The 18,198-nt window shown below is 74.8% G+C and carries 12 protein-coding genes; 5 read left to right on the top strand and 7 right to left on the bottom strand.

Annotated elements, in window-relative coordinates:
- Positions 1 to 86 precede the first annotated feature (86 nt).
- Together ACZ52J_RS12325 and ACZ52J_RS12320 are read left to right on the top strand one after the other, a co-directional pair.
- On the top strand, positions 87 to 1,619 hold the full coding sequence (locus ACZ52J_RS12325) for a flavin monoamine oxidase family protein (RefSeq protein WP_465617993.1): 1,533 nt from the start codon (positions 87 to 89) through the stop codon (positions 1,617 to 1,619).
- Complete coding sequence (locus tag ACZ52J_RS12320; protein ID WP_465617992.1) at positions 1,616 to 2,974, top strand: glutamate-cysteine ligase family protein; 1,359 nt, start codon at positions 1,616 to 1,618, stop codon at positions 2,972 to 2,974. The genes ACZ52J_RS12325 and ACZ52J_RS12320 overlap by 4 nt, the downstream gene beginning before the upstream one ends.
- A gap of 413 nt (positions 2,975 to 3,387) precedes the next feature.
- On the opposite strand, the gene ACZ52J_RS12315 is transcribed toward ACZ52J_RS12320, so the two are convergent.
- The 4 genes from ACZ52J_RS12315 to ACZ52J_RS12300 all read right to left on the bottom strand — a co-directional run bounded on the left by ACZ52J_RS12315 (position 3,388) and on the right by ACZ52J_RS12300 (position 9,446).
- Positions 3,388 to 4,413: an AraC-like ligand-binding domain-containing protein gene (locus ACZ52J_RS12315; RefSeq protein WP_465617990.1), complete on the bottom strand. Its 1,026-nt coding sequence runs from the start codon at positions 4,411 to 4,413 to the stop codon at positions 3,388 to 3,390.
- 119 nt (positions 4,414 to 4,532) lie between these two features.
- The gene (locus ACZ52J_RS12310) at positions 4,533 to 5,537 is read right to left on the bottom strand and encodes an alpha/beta hydrolase (protein ID WP_465617988.1); all 1,005 of its coding nucleotides are present in this window, start codon (positions 5,535 to 5,537) and stop codon (positions 4,533 to 4,535) included.
- Between the two features lie 69 nt (positions 5,538 to 5,606).
- The gene (locus ACZ52J_RS12305; RefSeq protein ID WP_396287844.1) at positions 5,607 to 6,575 is read right to left on the bottom strand and encodes an AraC-like ligand-binding domain-containing protein; all 969 of its coding nucleotides are present in this window, start codon (positions 6,573 to 6,575) and stop codon (positions 5,607 to 5,609) included.
- 132 nt (positions 6,576 to 6,707) lie between these two features.
- Complete coding sequence (locus ACZ52J_RS12300; RefSeq protein WP_465617986.1) at positions 6,708 to 9,446, bottom strand: ATP-binding protein; 2,739 nt, start codon at positions 9,444 to 9,446, stop codon at positions 6,708 to 6,710.
- A 285-nt stretch (positions 9,447 to 9,731) separates the two neighbouring features.
- On the opposite strand from ACZ52J_RS12300, the gene ACZ52J_RS12295 reads away from it, so the two are divergent.
- The 3 genes from ACZ52J_RS12295 to ACZ52J_RS12285 all read left to right on the top strand — a co-directional run bounded on the left by ACZ52J_RS12295 (position 9,732) and on the right by ACZ52J_RS12285 (position 13,989).
- The gene (locus ACZ52J_RS12295) at positions 9,732 to 11,792 is read left to right on the top strand and encodes a phosphocholine-specific phospholipase C (RefSeq protein ID WP_465617984.1); all 2,061 of its coding nucleotides are present in this window, start codon (positions 9,732 to 9,734) and stop codon (positions 11,790 to 11,792) included.
- 125 nt (positions 11,793 to 11,917) lie between these two features.
- Positions 11,918 to 13,126, top strand: a complete 1,209-nt coding sequence (locus tag ACZ52J_RS12290) for an MFS transporter (RefSeq protein ID WP_465617982.1) — start codon at positions 11,918 to 11,920, stop codon at positions 13,124 to 13,126.
- 128 nt (positions 13,127 to 13,254) lie between these two features.
- On the top strand, positions 13,255 to 13,989 hold the full coding sequence (locus tag ACZ52J_RS12285; protein WP_465617980.1) for a class I SAM-dependent methyltransferase: 735 nt from the start codon (positions 13,255 to 13,257) through the stop codon (positions 13,987 to 13,989).
- A gap of 164 nt (positions 13,990 to 14,153) precedes the next feature.
- On the opposite strand, the gene ACZ52J_RS12280 is transcribed toward ACZ52J_RS12285, so the two are convergent.
- The 3 genes from ACZ52J_RS12280 to ACZ52J_RS12270 form a co-directional block, all read right to left on the bottom strand.
- Positions 14,154 to 15,254: a tryptophan 7-halogenase gene (locus tag ACZ52J_RS12280; RefSeq protein WP_465617978.1), complete on the bottom strand. Its 1,101-nt coding sequence runs from the start codon at positions 15,252 to 15,254 to the stop codon at positions 14,154 to 14,156.
- The gene (locus ACZ52J_RS12275) at positions 15,251 to 17,209 is read right to left on the bottom strand and encodes a LodA/GoxA family CTQ-dependent oxidase (RefSeq protein ID WP_465617976.1); all 1,959 of its coding nucleotides are present in this window, start codon (positions 17,207 to 17,209) and stop codon (positions 15,251 to 15,253) included. The genes ACZ52J_RS12280 and ACZ52J_RS12275 overlap by 4 nt, the downstream gene beginning before the upstream one ends.
- A 183-nt stretch (positions 17,210 to 17,392) precedes the next feature.
- Positions 17,393 to 18,154, bottom strand: a complete 762-nt coding sequence (locus ACZ52J_RS12270) for an SDR family NAD(P)-dependent oxidoreductase (protein ID WP_465617974.1) — start codon at positions 18,152 to 18,154, stop codon at positions 17,393 to 17,395.
- Positions 18,155 to 18,198 lie beyond the last annotated feature (44 nt).

Here is an 18,198-nt window from a genome sequence, read left to right as displayed (position 1 = left end):
CACTCGCATCGGTGCCGCGAACTGGCACCCGAACGACGCCTGGCCGAGGCTGGGGCCGGGTCCCCCTTCTGACGGGTTCGGTGCCGATGTTCGATACCAGCTTTGCGTTCCCGCGTTCCCTGCTGCGGCCGGTGGGCGGCGCCCGGGGCCGGGTCGCCGTGGTCGGATCGGGCATCGCCGGACTGGTGTGCGCACACGAGCTGCAGCGCCGCGGCTTCGACGTCGTCGTGTACGAGCGGGCGAACCGGCCCGGCGGGCGGGTGCGGACCCACCGGTTCTGGGACGGCACGCACGTGGACCTGGGCGCCATGCGCATCCCGGGCAACCACCACTGCGTGCTGCACTACGTCTCCGGGTTCGGGCTGGCGACCCGCCCGTTCGTCAACGCCAACCCGCGCGCCTTCTACCATCTGCGCGGTCGCCGGGTCCGGGTGCAGGACGTGGCCTCGCTGTTCCCCTCGTACGCGCTGCGCCCGGCCGAACGGCAGGCACCGGCACCCCTGCTGGACCACCTGCTCGGCTCGGTGTGGCGCACCTTCACCGTCGAGCAGCAGCGCCGCATCCTGGAGGGCCACTGGGACGACCCGGCGCTGGAACGGGCAGCCTCGGTGTCGCTGTGGCAGTTCGTGCACGAGCACGTGTCGCAGGACGCCTGGGAGCTCTTCGGACACGCCAGCGGCCTCGCACACTACGAGCAGTCCTCGCTGCTGGAGGTGCTGGTCGACTACTTCGGCCTGTTCCACAGCGGGCAGGTCGAGCTGGTCGACGGGCTGGACGCGCTGGTCCACGCCTTCGTCCGGTCCCTGCGCCCCGGCACGCTGCGGCTCTCCACCCGGATCGACGAGATCGCGCTGACCGCGGACGGCGTCCGGATCGGCGGCCGGCGGATCGGCGCCCGGCTGCGCGACCACGCCGACTACGTGGTGTGCTGCGTCCCGGCGCCCGCGCTCGACCAGATCACCGTCACCCCGGGCCTGCCGCCCGCCCAGCGGCACGCCGTCCGCGGCATCAGCTACGCGAGCAGCGTCAAGACCGTCCTGCACCTCACCCGCCGGCGCTGGGAGCTGGAGGACGACATCCACGGCGGCGGCAGCTTCACCGACCTGCCGATCCAGCAGGTCTGGTACCCGTCGGACAACGCGGTTCTCACCGAGGGCGGGGTCAACGGCAGCTCCGGCCCGAGCTGGGGCCCGCGCGACCCCCTGCGCTCCGCGGACCCGGCCGCCCTGCTCGGCGCGTACCTGTGGGGCGCCAACGCCCGGCGCTTCGCCGCGCTGCCGGTCGCGGACCGGGACGCGCTGGTGCTGGACTGCCTGGAGAAGCTCCACCCGGGCATCACCGGGGACGTGGACGACATCGTGCACTGCGACTGGGACGTGCAGACCGGCATGGGCGGCGGCGCCTTCGCCCACCTGGCGCCCGGCGAGCACACCCGCTACCTGAGCGTGCTCGGCTCCCCGCACCCGGTGGAGCAGCCGCGGATCTTCTTCGCCGGCGAGCACCTGTCCGGCGCCCACGCCTGGTGCCAGGGCGCCGCGCAGTCCGCCCTGGACGCGGTGAGCACGCTGCTCGACCGCGCCGGACACCCCCGGATCGCCGCCCGGGTGGGCACGGCGTGACCGGCCCGCACGCCGGCCGGGCGCTGGAACGGGCCGAGCTGCTGGCCCCGTTCCGGCCCGCCCGCGGCGAGCGGGTCGGCCTCGAGGTCGAGTGCGGCCTGCTCGACCCGGCCACCGGGCTGGCCGCCCGCTACTTCGGCCCGCGCGGCGTGCTGGCCGTCCTGGAGGAGGTGCTCGCCCGGTGGGGCGGCGAGCGGCTGGCGGACGCCGGACGGCTGACCGGCGTCCGCCTCCCGGACGGCAGCCTGATCACCCTGGAGCACGGCGGCCAGATCGAGTACTCCTCGGCCCCCGTCCCGAGCGTCGCCGAGGCCGTGGCCGACATGCGCACCGCCCTGGAGCGACTCGCCGAACCGGCCGGCCGGTTCGGCCTCGCCCTGGTGCCCGGCGCCAACCTGCCCTTCGACCGGCTGCGCGACATGCGGTGGGTGCCGATGAGCCGGGGCGCCATCATGCGGGACCACTTCGCCGGGCTGGGCGCGGCGGGCAGCCGGGCCCGGTACGTCATGGCGCTGTCGCTGTCCACCCAGGTCACCCTGGACTACCTCTCCCCCGAGGACTTCACCCAGAAGCTGCGGATGCAGATGGCCGCCGCCTCGGTGGTCTCCGCACTGCTCGTCAACTCGCCGATCCAGGAAGGCCGGTGCGATGGACTGCTGTCGAACCGGTGCTGGGCCTGGCTGCGGATGGACCCGTACCGCAGCGGCGTGCTGCCGCCCGCGCTGCGCCCCGACGTCACCGCCGACGACGTGGTCGACTGGGCGCTCGGCATCCCCCTGATCCACTACCGCACCCCGGACGGCCGCTACCACCCGGCGCCGCCCGGCCGCACCTTCGCCGAACTCCTCCGGGACGGCTACGGGGACGGTTCGCGGCCGACTGCGGACCACTGGGCCGCCCACCTCGACCAGCTGTGGACCAACACCCGGGTCCGCCGCACCCTGGAGCTGCGCGCCGCGGACGGACCGCCGTACCCGTTCGTCGCCGCCGTCCCCGCGCTGTGGGCGGGGCTGACCTACCACCCCGAATCCCGCGCCGCCGCCTGGGAGTTGCTCGGCCGCTACACCCTGCGCGAGCACCGGGCCGCCCTCGCGGAACTCCCCGCCCGGGGCCTGGCCACCCGCCTCGGCGGCGACCCGGTCCGCCCACTGGCCGTCGAACTTCTCCGCCTCGCCAGGGCCGGCCTGGCCGCCCGCGTCGCGGCGGACCTCGAGCCGCCGCACGTCCTCGGCTACCTGGACCCGCTGGACGAGATCGCCGCCACCGGCCGGACCTTCGCCGAGTGGTGCCTGCGGCGCTGGCACGGCGACCTCGGCGGCGACCCCGCCCGCTACGTCGCCGCGTACCGGGTCTGAACGCCCGGGGCCGGGCCGGCGTCCGCCCGCCGTCAGCGGTCCGTCATCGGGTCGTCAGCAGTTCGTCAGCAGTTCGTCAGCGGAGCGTCAGCAGCCCGTCAATCCGGGCCCCGGCCCGGCCGAAGCGGTGGAAGCTGGACGTCCCTGCAGGTCCGCAGGCCGTACCGGAGGTGAGCCGCATGTCCGTCAGCGCAGCGTTCCGTTCCGCCGTCCCCGACGTCCGCCGCCGGAGCCGCACCCTGCGCGCCGCGCTCTCCCGGGGCCTGCAGCGGGTCCTGGAGCGCCTGGCCGCCAGCCCGCTCGACAACTCCGTCCTCGGCGCCATCGGCGCACCCCGACCGCCCCGCCCGCACACCGCGTCCCGTCCCGACGGCTCACCCCGACGGCTCGACCCGACGGCTCGACCCGACGGTTCACACCGCGATGCCGTACCCGGACGGGCCGAGCGGCGCGGGGGCGGCGCCGACGCCGCCGCCGGACGTAAGGCCCGTCCCGGCGTAGGCCTGCCACTCGCGCGGGGAGACCCCGTAGGCGGCCCGGAACGCCCGGCTGAAGTGACTGGCGCTCACGAAGCCCCAGCGGCCCGCCACCGCCGCCACGGTGACCCGGCCCGCCGTCCGGCGGGCGAGGTCACGGCGGCACAGGTCCAGTCGCTGGCGCTGGATCCAGCGGGCCACCGTCACCCCCTCGAAGCGGAACAGCTTGTGCAGGTACCGCACCGACACGTGGTGGGCGGCCGCGATCCGCTCCGGCGACAGGTCCGGGTCCCCGAGGTGGCGCATGATGTGGTCCTTCACCCGGGCCAGGGTGGCCAGGGCCGCCTCCGGTGCCTCCGGCCCGGACCGGCCGCGGCGCTCGTGGGCGAGCACCGCGAGCAGGTCGAGCGCCGTGATGGCGAGCCAGGACGCCAGGTGCGGTTCCATCGAGCCGGCCGAGCGGGAGAGGCACTCCAGGTACGCGGCCACCAGCCGGGCGGTGCCGTCGGCGCTGTCGAAGGCCGTCGCGGTCAGCACCCGCAGGTCGTCCTCCGAGACGCCCACGGCCGAGCGCGGCCAGTGGAACGCCGTGAAGGCGAAGGGCTCCGGCAGCTCCTTGGCGAACGGCCGCCCGGCGTCGGAGACCGCGAAGGTGCCCGGCCGCAGCTCGACCCGGTGGCCGTCCTGGACCAGGCGGGCGGTGCCGCGGTGCTGGAGCGCCAGTGTGAGGTGGTCCTCCCCGCCGCGGGCGATCAGCCCCGCGCTGCGCTCGACCCGCTGCGGCCCGGCCTCCACCAGGGAGACCTGCAGGTCGCCCAGGCGGTGGCTGGTGATCGTCGCGGGCGCGGGCGCGCCGTCGAGCAGCTCCACGTCGAGCGGGATGAAGGTACGGGAGACGGCCTCGCGCCAGTACTCCGCGCGGTCGGCGGACGGTACTCCGGTGGTGTCGAGGACGACGGACATCGGTGCTCCTCAGGCTGCTGTCGGCCGGACCGGCCAGGTCCGGCCGGGTGGTGTCGCGGTGTCGGAACGGGAGAGCGGGAAGGACGCGGCGTCCCGGCCCGGCGGGCTCGGGGCCGGGGTCACCACGACCGGCTGTGCAGGGCCACGTGCACGGTGTCGACGACCTGGATCAGCGCGGCCCGGGCGGTGCCGGTGGGGCAGTGCCCGGCGAGCAGCAGGAAACCGTGCACCGCGCCCTGGTAGCGCATCGCCACCACCGGGACGCCCGCCGCGCGGAGCCGGGCCGCGTAGGCCTCGCCCTCGTCCCGCAGCACGTCGGCCTCGGCGGTGACCACGAGCGCCGGGGGGAGCCCGGCGAGCTGGTCCAGGGACGCGCGCAGCGGCGCGGCGGTCGCCTCGCCCCGCCGGCGCAGCTCCGGCAGGTAGTCGTCCCAGAACCGGCGCATGTGGTCGCGGTGCAGGAAGTAGCCCGTCGCGTACCGGCGGTAGGACGGGGTGTCGAAGTCGGCGTCGGTCACCGGGCACAGCAGCACCTGCTGGACCAGCCGGACGTCCCCGCGCTGCCGGGCCAGCAGGGTCAGCGCCGCCACCAGGTTGGCCCCCGCGGAGTCGCCGACGGCGGCGATGCGGCGCCCCTCCAGCCCGATCTCGTGGCCGTGCGCGTGGATCCACCGGGCCACCTCGTAGCACTGCTCGACGGCCACCGGGTAGCGGGCCGCGGGCGAGCGGGCGTAGTCCACGTACACCACGGCGGCATCGGTGCCCAGGGCGAACTCCCGGACCAGCCGGGCGTAGCAGGCCGCGTCGCCGAGCGACCAGCCGAGGCCGGGCAGGAACAGCACCACGGGGCTCGGGCCCACGGCGTCCGCGGGTCTGGTCACCTGGACGTGCACCCGTCCGGCCGGTCCGCAGGGCAGGGCGAGCCACTCCGTCGAGGTGCCGTGCGGGTCGTCCGGGTCCTCGTCCGGGTCCTCGTGCGGGCCGCCGGTCGGGACACGCTCGGGGGTGAGGAAGGAGAGGTCCGGCAGTTCCGTCGCGGACCGGCCGGCCCGGGCGTCCAGGAACTCCTGGAGTGCCCGGTCGAGCACCGGGTGCCGGTCGGGCAGGGGGGTGGGGTCGGGCAACTCTTCGCTCCTGGCTTCGGTCGGTGGGCGGCGCGGCGGCCGCGTGCGCGGCGGCGGTCCGGCGGCTCGTCAACCGGCATCGCGGTGCGGCGGTTCGCGCCACTCCCGGGGAGAGACACCGTACGCGGCGCGGAAGGTCCGGCTGAAGTGCGCCGGGTTGACGAAGCCCCAGCGCTGGGCGACGGCCGAGACCGTGGGCGTGGTGCGGCCGCGCCGGGCCAGCTCGCGGGCGCACGCCGCCAGGCGGCGCTGCTGGATGAGCCGGCTCACCGTCACGCCCTCGCCCTCGAAGATCCGGTGCAGGTAGCGCACGGAGATGTGGTGGGCCTGCGCGATCCGTTCGGGCACCAGCTCGGGGTCGGCCAGGTGGTGGTCGATGTACTCGCGCACCCGACGGACCAGGTGCGCGTTCGGGGCGTCCGGCTCCTCCGGCCGGGCTCCGACCAGCTGGACCACGAGCGCGCTCAGCAGGTCCGCGACGCTGCCCGCCAGCCGGTCGCCGACCGGGGCCGGGTAGGAGTGCGCGGAGGCGGCGAGGACGGCGAGGAACGGCAGGAGCACCGGTCCGCAGCCCTCCGTGGGGCCGACGGCCGTCGCCGCCGCCTGCCGCAGGTCCCGCTCCGGCACGCCCAGCAGCCGGCGCGGCAGGTGGAACAGGTGGGTGCGGAAGCGCTCCGGGTAGTCGACGGCGTACGGACGCGCCGTGTCGTACACCACAAGCCCGCCCGGCGGCACCTCCGCCCGGCGCCCGTCCTGCTCCAGGACGGCCCGGCCCGTCTCCTGCACGCCGATCGCGACCTGCGGCTCGCCGTACGGGGCCCGCTTGATCAGGGCCGCCGTGCGGGAGAGCCGGGCGGCGTCTGCCTCCAGGGTGGAGATCCGCAGGTAGCCGAGCCGGTGGGACACCAGGAGTCCGTCGAAGGGCCGCCCGGTGCGCGGGTGCACCTCCACCGGGACCATCGCCCGGGACACCGCCCCGGTCCAGTACGCCGTCTTGTCCTCGTCCGCGACCGAAGCGGTCGTCACCCGCACACCCATCTGACCGCCCTTCCGCCGAATTCCCTGCGCGGTCCCAGCCTGGGGCGCAGGCGCGGCGGCCCGTTAGGTCATCTGACTGTCCTTTCGGGCAGCATGTGCCGCGCGGCCGGGCAGCGACCGCCGGGAAGGACGTCAGCGCAGGTCAGTGGCGTTGTCGAGGGCGTGGGCGAGCGCGGCCCGCGAGGTGATGCCGAGCTTCGGGAAGATCTTGTAGAGGTGGGCCGCGACGGTGCGGGGCGACAGCAGGAGCCGGCGGCCGATCTCCTTGTTGGTCAGCCCGGTCGCGGCGAGCCGGGCTATCCGCAGCTCCTGGCCGGTGAGACCGGGCGATTCCGCGGCCGGTGCGCCGGGCGGCGGTGCCACCGGGTCGCCGGCGGCCCGCAGCTCCTCCTCGCAGCGCTGGGCCCAGGGGTCCGCCTGGAGACGGCGGAACACGTGGTGGGCGGCGCGCAGCGGTTCCCGGGCGCCGGGCCGGTGGCGGCGGCGCAGCCACGAGCCGTGGGCGAGCCGCAGCCGGGCGAGGTCGAACGCCCACTGCTCCGCGCCGGGGACGGCGTACGCGGCGCGGTAGCCGGCGTCGGCTTCGTCGTCCCCGGCGGCCACGGCGGTGGCGGCCGCGCACAGGAAGGCGTGGCGGTCGGAGATCTCCGCGGAATGGGCCGCCCGGCCGGCGGCGAGGTGGGCCCGGGCCTCCTCGTGCCGGCCGGTGTGCACGGCGGCCGTGACCAGGTCGAGGACCAGGGCATGGCGCCAGGGCGGGCCGCCGGGCAGCCGCCCGGGCGGGGTGAGCTCGGAGAAGTGGGCGTACGCCTCCTCGTGGCGCCCGTGGGCGAGCGCGGCCAGTCCGCGCAGGTGGGTCAGTCGGTCGAGGACGTACCGCATCCGGGCGCGGGTGGCGGTGGGCCGGATGGCCTGCTCGACCTCCCGGAGCCCGGCCTCGTCGCCACGGCCGGCCAGGAAGTGGGCGTAGTACTGGCGGAACATCAACGCGTTGGTGTGGTAACCGAGTTCGTCGGCGATCTCGGCTTCGCGCAGGCAGACGGCGGCCTGGTCCCAGTGGCCGAGCAGGAAGTCCTGGTGGCATTTGGCCTTGGCGATCGAGCCCTGGGAGGCGTAGCCGTGCAGCCCGGTGAAGCGCTGCCACAGGGAGCCCTCGGGGCAGTCGAGGGCCGAGGCGGTCCACAGCAGCAGCCAGGCGGCGCCGGCCTCCTGTTCCTCCGTCATCCGCTCGGCGACGGCCCGCAGGGTGGCGGCCGCGTCCGGGCCCGGGTCGGTCCAGGCCCGCAGGCACAGCCGGCCCGCCTCGGAGACCTCGTCCCGGTGCCGTTCCAGGGCCCGCCAGGCCCACGGGTCGTCCGTGTAGGTGGCGGCCAGGAGCAGTTTGAAGTAGGCCTGTTCGGTGATCCCGCCGAAGGTGTCGGCGCCCGGTGCGGTGAGCGCGTCGAGGGCCGCGGGCAGCAGGGCGGCGGAGGACTCGAAGTCGACGTGGTGACTCTGGTCGGCGTAGACCACCGCGTACGCGAACAGCGGGGCGACGTCATCCGGCACGGTGACGGTCTTCAGTTCCTCCACCAGGGACGCGGTGTGGCGCAGTTGCCCGCCGCGCGCCGACATCACCGCGGCCCAGGTGAGCCTGCGGACGCGGTCGCAGGAGCTGGGGCTGAGGACGGCGGCGCGTTCGAGCAGCAGCGCACCCTCGGCGTCGCCGCCCCGGCGGGCGAGCTCCCGGCCGGCCTCCTGAAGGCGGTGGGCGAGGTCCTCGTCGGGCAGCAGCGCGGCGGACGCCTCGTGGACCAGTCGCCTCGGGTCGTCCGGCGCGAGGGCTTCGGACAGGGCCCGGTGGGCCTCGCGGCGCGCGGTGTCGGAGGCCGCGGCGACGACGGCGGTGCGGACCAGGGGGTGCCGGAAGACCAGCTGTCCGGCCGGGTCCAGCCGGGCCAGGCCGTCCGCCTCGATCCGGGCCAGGGCCTCCTGCGCGTTCCCGTCGGCGACGGCGCGCAGCCAGGCGCCGCTGCTGAACTCCGGGCCGGTGGCCAGGGCGCCGAGCAGCAGGAAGCGGCCGACCTCGGGCGTCATCGCGCCCAGCCGGTCGGCGAACATCCGCTCGAGCTTGCGCCCCAGCGGCAGCCGTTCCGGCAGCGGCGCGGTGCCCCGCTGCTGGGCGGCGGCGAGTTGGCGCGGCAGTTCCACCAGCGCCAGGGGGTTCCCGGCGGCCTCCGCCAGGACCCGGTCCCGGGCGGCCGCGGCGAGTTCGGGGTGGCAGGTGCCCAGCAGCAGGGCCGCGTCCGGGCGGGGCAGGGCGCGGACCTCGACGGCCTCGGCCGACCAGGTCTGCGCGGCCGGTCCGTCCGGGCGGCTGGCGCCGACGATCACCATCGGCAGTTCGGCGCAGCGCCGGTGGAGGAAGGCGAAGACGGTCGCGCTCGACGAGTCGATCCAGTGCAGGTCGTCCAGGAGCAGCAGCACGGGGGCGGTCCGCATCGCCTCCTCCAGCAGTGCCAGGGCGGCGGCGCCGACGGCGAAGCCGCTGGGGGTTCCGGAGCGGACGCCGAGCGCGCTCTCCAGGGCCTCCCGCTGGTGGTCGGAGAGGGCGCCGGAGCGCTGGAGCAGTGACCGGAAGGCCTGGTGCAGGGCGCCGAACGCGAGGTCCGTCTCCGCCTCGGCGCCGACGGCCCGCAGGACGGTGAAGCCCCGTTCGCGCGCGGCGCGCTCCACCCAGGACAGCAGGGTGGACTTGCCGACGCCGGGCTCGCCGCGCAGCAGCACCGTGGACCCGCTCGCGCCGTCCTCGGCCTGCACCAGGGCGGCGGTGAGCAGTTCCGTCTCCCGCTGCCGCCCGACCACGGCCGGGACCCGGCTGTCGTGCACCACTCTTCGTTCCCCTCGGGTCGGTCGGACGGACCGCCCGCCCCGGGGACCCAAGGCTAATGCCCGCCAGGACCTGCTGTGACCACACTGGGTGTGGCTCCGACCACACCCGGCGACGCGCCGCGACTCCCGGCACGGAGGGCCGCTGACGGAACGTGTTCAGACAACTCGAGGCGTTCGCCGGACGTACAACGGGCAGCCATGAACGGTCCGCCGGGCGGTACCCCACGGGCGCTGTCCTTGGGGTGCCGTCCTCCACCCTCGCGACACCCAGAGGTCATTCCACCCATGGCAGAGCTGAACCGTCGACGTTTCCTCCAACTCGCGGGCACCACAGCCGCGTTCACCACGCTGTCGCAGAGCATCGCGCGGGCCGCGGCGATCGCCCCGCAAGGCGCCACCGGCACCCTCCGGGACGTCGAGCACATCGTCGTCCTGATGCAGGAGAACCGTTCGTTCGACCACTACTTCGGCGCGATGAAGGGGGTCCGCGGCTTCGGCGACCCCCGCCCGGTGACCCTGCCGAGCGGCAAGTCGGTGTGGCACCAGACGGACAGCGCCAAGAAGGAGGTGCTGCCGTTCCGCCCCCAGGTGAACGACCTGGGCATGCAGTTCGTCCAGGACCTCAACCACGACTGGGCCGGTGGCCACAAGGCCTTCAACAACGGCAGGTACGACCAGTGGGTCCCCGCCAAGACGGCCACCACCATGGCCTACCTGACCCGCCAGGACATCCCGTTCCACTACGCGCTCGCCGACGCGTTCACCCTCTGCGACGCCTACCACTGCTCGTTCATCGGCTCCACCGACCCGAACCGCTACTACATGTGGACCGGCTACACCGGCAACGACGGCACCGGCGGCGGCCCGGTCCTCGGCAACCAGGAGGCCGGGTACGGCTGGACCACCTACCCCGAGCGGCTGGAGAAGGCCGGGGTCTCCTGGAAGGTCTACCAGGACATCGGCGACGGCCTGGACGCGGCAGGCTCCTGGGGCTGGATAGGCGACGCCTACCGCGGCAACTACGGCGACAACTCGCTGCTCTACTTCGACAACTACCGCAACGCCAAGCCCGGCGACCCGCTGTACGACAAGGCCCGCACCGGCACCGACGCCAAGGCGGGCGACGGCCTGTTCGACGTACTGCGCCGCGACGTCCAGGCCGGCACGCTGCCGCAGATCTCCTGGATCGCCGCCCCCGAAGCGTTCACCGAGCACCCCAACTGGCCGGCGAACTACGGCGCCTGGTACGTCTCCCAGGTGCTGGACGCGCTCACCTCCAACCCCGACGTGTGGGCCCGCACGGCGCTGTTCATCACCTACGACGAGAACGACGGCTTCTTCGACCACGTCGTGCCGCCGTTCCCGCCCTCCTCCGCCTCCCAGGGCCTCTCGACGGTGTCGACCACGGCCGACTACTTCGCCGGGAACGCCGCCAACGCGGCCGGTCCGTACGGCCTCGGCCAGCGGGTGCCGATGCTGGTGGTCTCGCCCTGGAGCACCGGCGGCTACGCCTGCTCGGAGACCTTCGACCACACCTCGATCATCCGCTTCATGGAGCGCCGCTTCGGCGTGCTGGAGCCCAACATCTCGCCCTGGCGGCGCGCCATCTGCGGCGACCTGACCTCCGCCTTCGACTTCACCGCGTCGAACCCCGCCCCGGCCGCGCTGCCCTCCACGGCCGGCTACCTCCCGCCGGACCGCAACCGGCACCCCGACTACGTGCCCAGCCCGCCCGCCACCGGCACCATGCCGAAGCAGGAGCCCGGCACCAAGCCCACCCGCCCGCTCAAGTACGCCCCGTACGCGGACGGCGCGGCCGACACCGGCACCGGCAGGTTCCGCCTCACCCTCAGCGGCGGCGCGGCGGCCGGCGCCCAGTTCCTGGTGACCTCGCCCAACCGCACCGACGGGCCGTGGACCTACACCGCGGAGGCGGGCAAGTCGATCACGGACACCTGGAACACCAGCTACTCCAAGGGCGTCACCGACCTGACCGTCCACGGCCCCAACGGCTTCCTGCGCCGCTTCCGCAACCCCGGCAAGACCGCCGGGCCCGAGGTCACCGCGCGGCACAACCCGACCACCGGCAACCTCGACCTCACCCTGACCAACGCGGGCGCCGCCGACGTCGTCCTCACCGTCAGCAACGCCTACGGCGGCACCCCGCAGACCGTCACCGTCCGCCGGGGCGCGACGCTCGCGTACACCGTCGACCTCGGCGGCTGCCGCCACTGGTACGACGTCACCGTCACCTCCGCGGCGACCGCCGACTTCGTCCGCCGCCTGGCCGGCCACGTCGAGACCGGCGCCCCCGGCCTCTCGGACCCGGGCATCGTCACCTACTGATCCGGCTACCCCCCGCCCCGCCGCCACCGCCACCGACGCCGGCGGGGCGGCGGGCGGCGGCCATTCGGCGCAGCGCGCCCCCGCACCGCGCGGGCCCGGCCGGGCGGCGTGCCTATCGTGGGCGAATGACCGATCGTCGGACCGCCCGGCCTGCCGCGGGCCGCTTCGGCTACCTCGTGGCCGCCGCCGCCTTCGCCGTCTGCATGGCGGGCACCACACTGCCCACCCCGCTCTACGGGCTGTACCAGGACGAGATCGGCTTCTCCGAGCTGACGGTGACGGTCGTGTTCGCCGTGTACGCCTTCGGCGTCATCGGCGTCCTGCTGCTGGTCGGCAACGTCTCCGACACCATCGGGCGCCGCGTCGTCCTGCTCTTCGGACTCGGGTTCGCGGCCTGCAGCGCCGTCGTCTTCCTGGCGGCGGACAGCGTGCCGCTGCTGCTCCTGGGCCGGCTGCTGTCCGGCTTCTCGGCGGGCCTGTTCACCGGCACCGGCACCGCGTACGTGCTGGAGCTCGCCCCGCCCGGGCGGACTGCCCGCGCGGGCTTCGCCGCGACCGCCGCCAACATGGGCGGCCTCGGCTGCGGATCGCTGCTGTCCGGCGTGCTCGCCGAGTACGCGCCCGACCCGCTGGTCCTGCCGTTCGTCGTGCACCTGGTGCTGCTCGCCACGTCGTTCGTCCTCACCCTGTTCCTGCCGGAGACGGTCGCCGGGGCCCGCCCGCTGCGCACCGCCCGGCCCAACCGGCCGTCCCTGCCGCCGGAGGTCCGCCGGGTGTTCGTCCCGGCCGGGCTCGCCGCGTTCGCGGGCTTCTCCCTGCTGGGCGTCTTCACCTCGGTCAGCCCGGCCTTCCTCGCCGCCGGCCTGGGCATCCACAACCACGCGGTCGTCGGCCTGATCGTCTTCACGGCCTTCTTCGCCTCCACCCTGGGCCAGCTCCTGGTGCCCCGTCTCGGCACGGCCCGGGCGATCCCGCTGGGCTGCCTGGTGCTCATCGTCGGGCTCGCCCTGCTGGCCGTCTCCCTCGCCTGGACCACCCTCCCGCCGCTGGTGCTCAGCGCCCTGGTCGGCGGCGCGGGCCAGGGCATGGGCCTGCGCGGCGCCGTCGGCGAGGTCGCCGCGGCGAGCCCCGCCGAGCACCGCGGCGGGGCCCTGTCGGCGCTGTTCGTGGTCGCCTACTTCGGCATCTCGATCCCGGTCATCGGCGTGGGCCTGCTCACCGGGCCGGTCGGCCTGGCGCATGCCGGCCTGGTCTTCGCCGCCTGCATGGCCGCCCTGGCCGCCGTGTCCGGAACGTACCTGCTGCGCCAGGCCAGGGCCGGGGCCGGGGCCTGAGCCCGTGTGACGCCGGGGGCCGGCTTTGCGCCGGGAGGCCGTGTTGCGCCGACCGGTGCTTGCCGCCCGGGCCCGGGACCGATAGACACGGTCCCGACACTGTGTGTGACACCAGGAGGTCCCCGGCCATGAGCGTGACGAGTCGGTACCGGGACGCCTGGGAGGGCTTCTGGCGCGGTGCGCCCGAGGAGCCGGGCTCGGTGATCTGGGACGCGGAGCCGGCCCTCACGGCGGAACGCCACCTCGCGCTGTTCGCCCCCTACGTCACCGACCCGGGGCTGCCCGTGGTCGACCTGGGCTGCGGCAACGGCACCCAGACCCGCTTCCTGGCCGGCCACTTCGACCGCGTCCTCGGGGTCGACCTGTCCGCCGCCGCCCTCGACCTGGCCCGGCGCCGGGATCCGGCGACGCGGGCCGAGTTCGCGGCGCTGGACGCCACCGACGCCGAGGCCGTCCGGGCGCTCCACGACCGCCTCGGCGACGCCAACGTCTATCTGCGCGGTGTGATCCACCAGAGCGAACCGGCCGACCGCCGCCTGGTCGCCGACGCCGTCGCCACGCTGGTCGGCGCACGCGGCCGGGCCTTCCTCGTCGAGCTCGCCGAGGCGGCCAAGCAGGTCCTGGCCGACCTCGCCCACCACCCGGCCGGGCCGCCACCGAAGCTGCGCCCGGTCTTCGCCCACGGCCTCGCCCCTGCCGAGGTCGCCGACACGGCCCTCCCCGAGCTCCTCGACACGGCCGGCCTCGCCGTGCTCGCCGCCGGCGACCTGCCGCTGATCACCACGGAGTCCGCCCCCGACGGCCACCGGATCGACCTCCCGGCCCGGTGGTTCGTCGTGGGCGCCCGGCCGGCCCGCCCCTGAGCCGGGCGGGCCGGCCGTCGGGCCGTCAGGCCGGGTGGGCCGCCGTCGGTTCCTTCTCCCGGCGGAGGAGGTCGTCGAATCAGACAACAGCCTTACCGCGAGCCTGGGCGTCATGCACATGCAAGGCCAACGCGATCGAAATCGCAACTTCCTTTTGTTTTCACTTACTTGGGGTATACCTGCACCGCCACGCGAGGAGCGGCTCCCGATTGGCGCCGCTGCCAGAACGGGCTGTCCGGCCACCGCTGTTCGAGGGCGTAGTAGGCCGCGTGGTGGCGCCGGTAGGCGGCGGTGACGGCCGTGACGACATCGGTGTAGCCATCCAGCGCGTGCGGGTCGCCGTCGAGGTGGCCGTGCACGGCGGCTCCGGCGGCCTGACCGGTGTACAGGGCCGTCAGGATGCCCTGGGAGGACAGCGGGTCGAAGGCGGCCGCGGCGTCGCCGACGGCGGTCCAGCCGTCGCCGTGGACGCGGTCCAGGCGGACGGTGTGGGCGGGCGCCCTGGCGGGTGCGGGGAGCGTGCGGTGGGCGGCGGTACGGGCCGCGGTGGGGCCGGTGGCGGCCAGGCGCAGCCCGAAGGACCGGCTGTCCGGGCGGGCGGCGGGCAGGTCGGCGTCGGTGAAGAAGGCGACCAGCAGCCGGCCGCCGGGCAGCAGCGCGCTGTACCACCAGCCGTCGGGCGCGGCCTCGACGAGCGTGGTGGCGTCCGCGGTGTCGCGGGCGTCGAGGGTGAGGTACAGCGCCACGAGCCGGTCGCCGCGGACGCGTCGGGCGCCGTGGGTGGTGGCGATGGCGGCGCGCCGGCCGGTGGCGTCGACGAGGTGCCGGCAGCGGACCGTCCGGCCGGCCAGGGTGAGGGCCCACGAGCCGTCCTGGTGACGGGCGTCGGGGCGCACCACCGCCTCGCGGACGTCCACTCCCACCGCGCGGGCCGCCGCGCGCAGCCGCCGGTCGAAGAGTGCGCGGTCCAGGTGCCAGCCGGGGCCGTACGGGTCGTTGATGCTGTCGACGGTCCCGATGTCCTGGGCCCCCCAGGCGGACCGGTTGCCGTAGCAGGGCAGGTGCCCGGTGCCGGGGACGGTGTCGGCCACGCCGAGGTCGCGCAGCAGCATCCGGGCGACCGCCGGCAGCGCCTCGCCGACCGGTGGCGGGCCGCCGGGGGCGTGGGCGAGCAGCACCCTGCGCCCCCGGGCGGCCAGGGCGAGGGCGGCGGCCGCACCGGCCGGTCCGCCGCCCACCACCGCGACGTCGTGGTCCGACGTCACGCGCCGCCCTCCTCGCCGAAGGGGTCGAGCTTGTCGAAGTACCCGATGGTGACCTCCTCGGCCGAGAGCCCGGTGAGCGCGAGGACCTCGCCCGCCGCCTGCATGCTCAGGCCGTCGTGGGCGGCGGTCGCGGCGGGGACGTGGATGGCGCTCAGGTTGCGGGTGTCGGAGACGCCTTCGAGCGGGAAGCCGGGTACGGATTCGACCTGCATCCGCTCCGGGAAACGGCCGTCGCCGACGGTGTACGGGCGGACCTCGACGATGCCGAAGTGGTACCACTCGGCGACGGCCTGCTTGAGCTGCTGCTTGTAGTCGCCCTGGAGTCCGCGCAGCCAGGACGCGCGCTTGGCGAACGCCGCCTCGCGGCCGTCCTCCTCGACCCGGGTGATCTCCTTGTTGACGATCCGGTAGTCGCTCTCCTTGAGGACGTGGTTGGGCACCCGGGCCGGCCAGAAGGTGGGCAGGTAGGGGTCGTAGCGGGGGCCGAGCTGCTTGGCGGCTTCGTACCCCGAGCGGCAGCTGGCGGTGTCGGTCTGCCAGGGGACGGCCATCCAGCGGGTCAGGTCGCCGGGGCCCTGCTCGTGCAGGGGACCGTCCGGACCGAGCGCCCGGGCCTGGCTGAGCTTGTCGCCGTAGTCCGGTTCGGCGGTGCCCTCGGCGCGGTGGCGGATGCGCAGCGGTTCGCCGTACATGGTGGGGTGCCGGATCGGCCAGGTGACCTCGCAGCCGGGGTGGAAGGCGTCGGCGAGGCAGAAGTCGAGGGCGGCGCGGTCCAGCAGGGCGGGCTGGTCGGCGACGGGTGCGTCCTCCAGGCGCCGGGGGAAGCCCGGCCACGGCGTGGTGGTGAACTCGCCCTTCATCCAGGCGAGGAGGATCGCGTCCTGGGTCGGGGAGACGGTCATGTACTGCAGGACGGAGGTGGGGATGCTCTTCATGCCGTCGCCGTAGATCCACGGCCAGGGCATCGGGGAGATGCCGTCCCGCTTGGGGTCGCGCAGCGCGGTGTAGACCTGGCGGCGCAGTTCCTCGTGCGTGGGCGAGGGGTCGGCGAGCCTGGCGAGGTGGTCGGGGGCGAGGAAGTCCTGGGGGCCGCCGAAGCCGAAGTGGGCGGCGAACCCCTTGTTCACCCACTGGAGTTCGCAGAACCGCTGCAGGATCGGTTTGACGTCCCGCTCGAAGTTGACGGTCTTGGGCGGCGCCAGCGTCCCCTCGGTGACGAAGAGGTCGTACAGCAGGTCGTGGAGGGTGCGCACGGTCTTGACGTCGGGTGCGTAGTTCGGCGGGGCGACGACGACCCAGGCCGGGTCGACGCGCAGCGCGGTGCCGTCGATGGTCACGGTCGCGGTGACCGGGCCGTCGGAGGTGTCGTCGCACCAGCCGTCGTTGTTGCCGTACGAGACGAGCTCGCCGCCTTCGGGGTTGCGGGACGTGCCGACGCCGCCGAGCACGACCAGCCGGCCGTCCGGATCGCAGTGCATCCGGCCGAGCGGGACGGGCGCCCCGAGGAAGGAGCCGCCGGTGAACTCCACCTCCTGCTTGCTGCCCGCGACCAGGGTCTTGCGGCCGGGGTCGATGACCAGGCTCGCCCGGTCCTTGACGGCCGCGTTGCGCCGGGGCTCGGGCTGGTCCTTCATGTCGGGGATGTCGAGCGGGAGGCTGAACTCGTACCAGGCGGCCTTCTTGTTGGCGACGTGCACCGCCCACTCGATGCGCACCCGCGGGTCGTCGACCGTCAGCTCGCGGACGACCCTGCCGTCCGCGCCGTAGCCGTAGATCCGGAAGCGGGCGGCCTGCCGCTTGATCGCGCCCTGGTCGTCCTTGGAGAAGCCGGGCTGCTCGGCCGGCGGGTCCGGCACCTCCGGGCCGAGGAACCAGCCGTCGTCCCGAGTGCTGTTGCCGACCCGGGCGATGCCGATCGCGGGATGGATCCTGGCATAGGCGATGTCGTCGCTCAACGCGCTCTCCTCTGCTCGCACGGACGGGGCACGGCCGTCCGATGCCGCCCCCACCCCAGGGTCTTCGGTAGACGAACCACCGGAGTTGAGCACGCGCCCGGGTGAAGCGGTCGGACCGGAACGCGGAGCGAGCGCCGGACCGACGGGGAGGGCAGCGGGCCCACCACCGTCCGGCCCGGCGGGTCACTGCGCGGTCCAGCCGCCGTCCACGCCCAGTGCCTGGCCGGTGATGTAGGACGCCTCGTCCGAGGCGAGCCAGAGGACGGCGGCGGCGACCTCCTCGGGGCGGCACAGCCTGCCCAGGGGGATGTTGCCCAGGTAGAACTCGTCGGCGCTCGGGCCGCGGTCGCGGCGGGCCTGTTCCAGCATCGGGGTCAGCACCGGCCCGGGGCAGACCGCGTTGACCCGGATGCCCCGGGGGCCGTAGTCGATGGCGCTGTTGCGGGTGAGGCCCACCACACCGTGCTTCGCCGCGGTGTACGGGGCCGCGTTGAGGTAGCCGACCAGGCCGGCGATCGAGGCGACGTTCACCACCGCGCCGCCGCCGTCCTGCCGGAGCATGGCCTGGATCTCGTACTTCATGGACAGCCAGACGCCCTGCAGGTTGGTGTCGGTGATCCGACGCCAGTCCTCCAGGTCGAACTCGTGCAACTGCCGCCCCGATCCGGGGACGCCCGCACTGTTGCAGGCGATGTCCAACCGGCCGTCGCGGGCGACCACCTCCTCGACCAGTGCGGCGACGTCGGACTCCCGGGTGACGTCGGCCGGCACGGCGAACGCCCGTCCGCCGGCCGCCTCGATCACGGAGACCGTCTCGGCCAGTGCCCCGGGCCTCCGCCCGGCGACCGTCACCCGGGCTCCGGCCGCCGCGAAGGCGACGGCGACGGCCCGGCCGATCCCGGTACCGCCGCCCGTCACCAGGACGGACCTGTCCTGAAAGCGCATCCCCGCGCCCCTCTTTCCGCTCGTGTTTCCTGGGTCGGCTCGTG

This window comes from Kitasatospora sp. NPDC034035 (assembly GCF_055575755.1).
Note: the sequence above shows the minus strand (reverse complement) of the source record. Positions and strands in the feature narration are given on the sequence as shown.

Excerpts from the sequence above, each read along its gene's own strand:
- ACZ52J_RS12325 (WP_465617993.1), top strand. The coding sequence starts at position 87 with ATGTTCGATACCAGCTTTGCGTTCCCGCGTTCCCTGCTGCGGCCGGTG.
- ACZ52J_RS12315 (WP_465617990.1), bottom strand. The coding sequence starts at position 4,413 with ATGTCCGTCGTCCTCGACACCACCGGAGTACCGTCCGCCGACCGCGCG.
- ACZ52J_RS12305 (WP_396287844.1), bottom strand. The coding sequence starts at position 6,575 with ATGGGTGTGCGGGTGACGACCGCTTCGGTCGCGGACGAGGACAAGACG.
- ACZ52J_RS12295 (WP_465617984.1), top strand. The coding sequence starts at position 9,732 with ATGGCAGAGCTGAACCGTCGACGTTTCCTCCAACTCGCGGGCACCACA.
- ACZ52J_RS12290 (WP_465617982.1), top strand. The coding sequence starts at position 11,918 with ATGACCGATCGTCGGACCGCCCGGCCTGCCGCGGGCCGCTTCGGCTAC.
- ACZ52J_RS12285 (WP_465617980.1), top strand. The coding sequence starts at position 13,255 with ATGAGCGTGACGAGTCGGTACCGGGACGCCTGGGAGGGCTTCTGGCGC.
- ACZ52J_RS12270 (WP_465617974.1), bottom strand. The coding sequence starts at position 18,154 with ATGCGCTTTCAGGACAGGTCCGTCCTGGTGACGGGCGGCGGTACCGGG.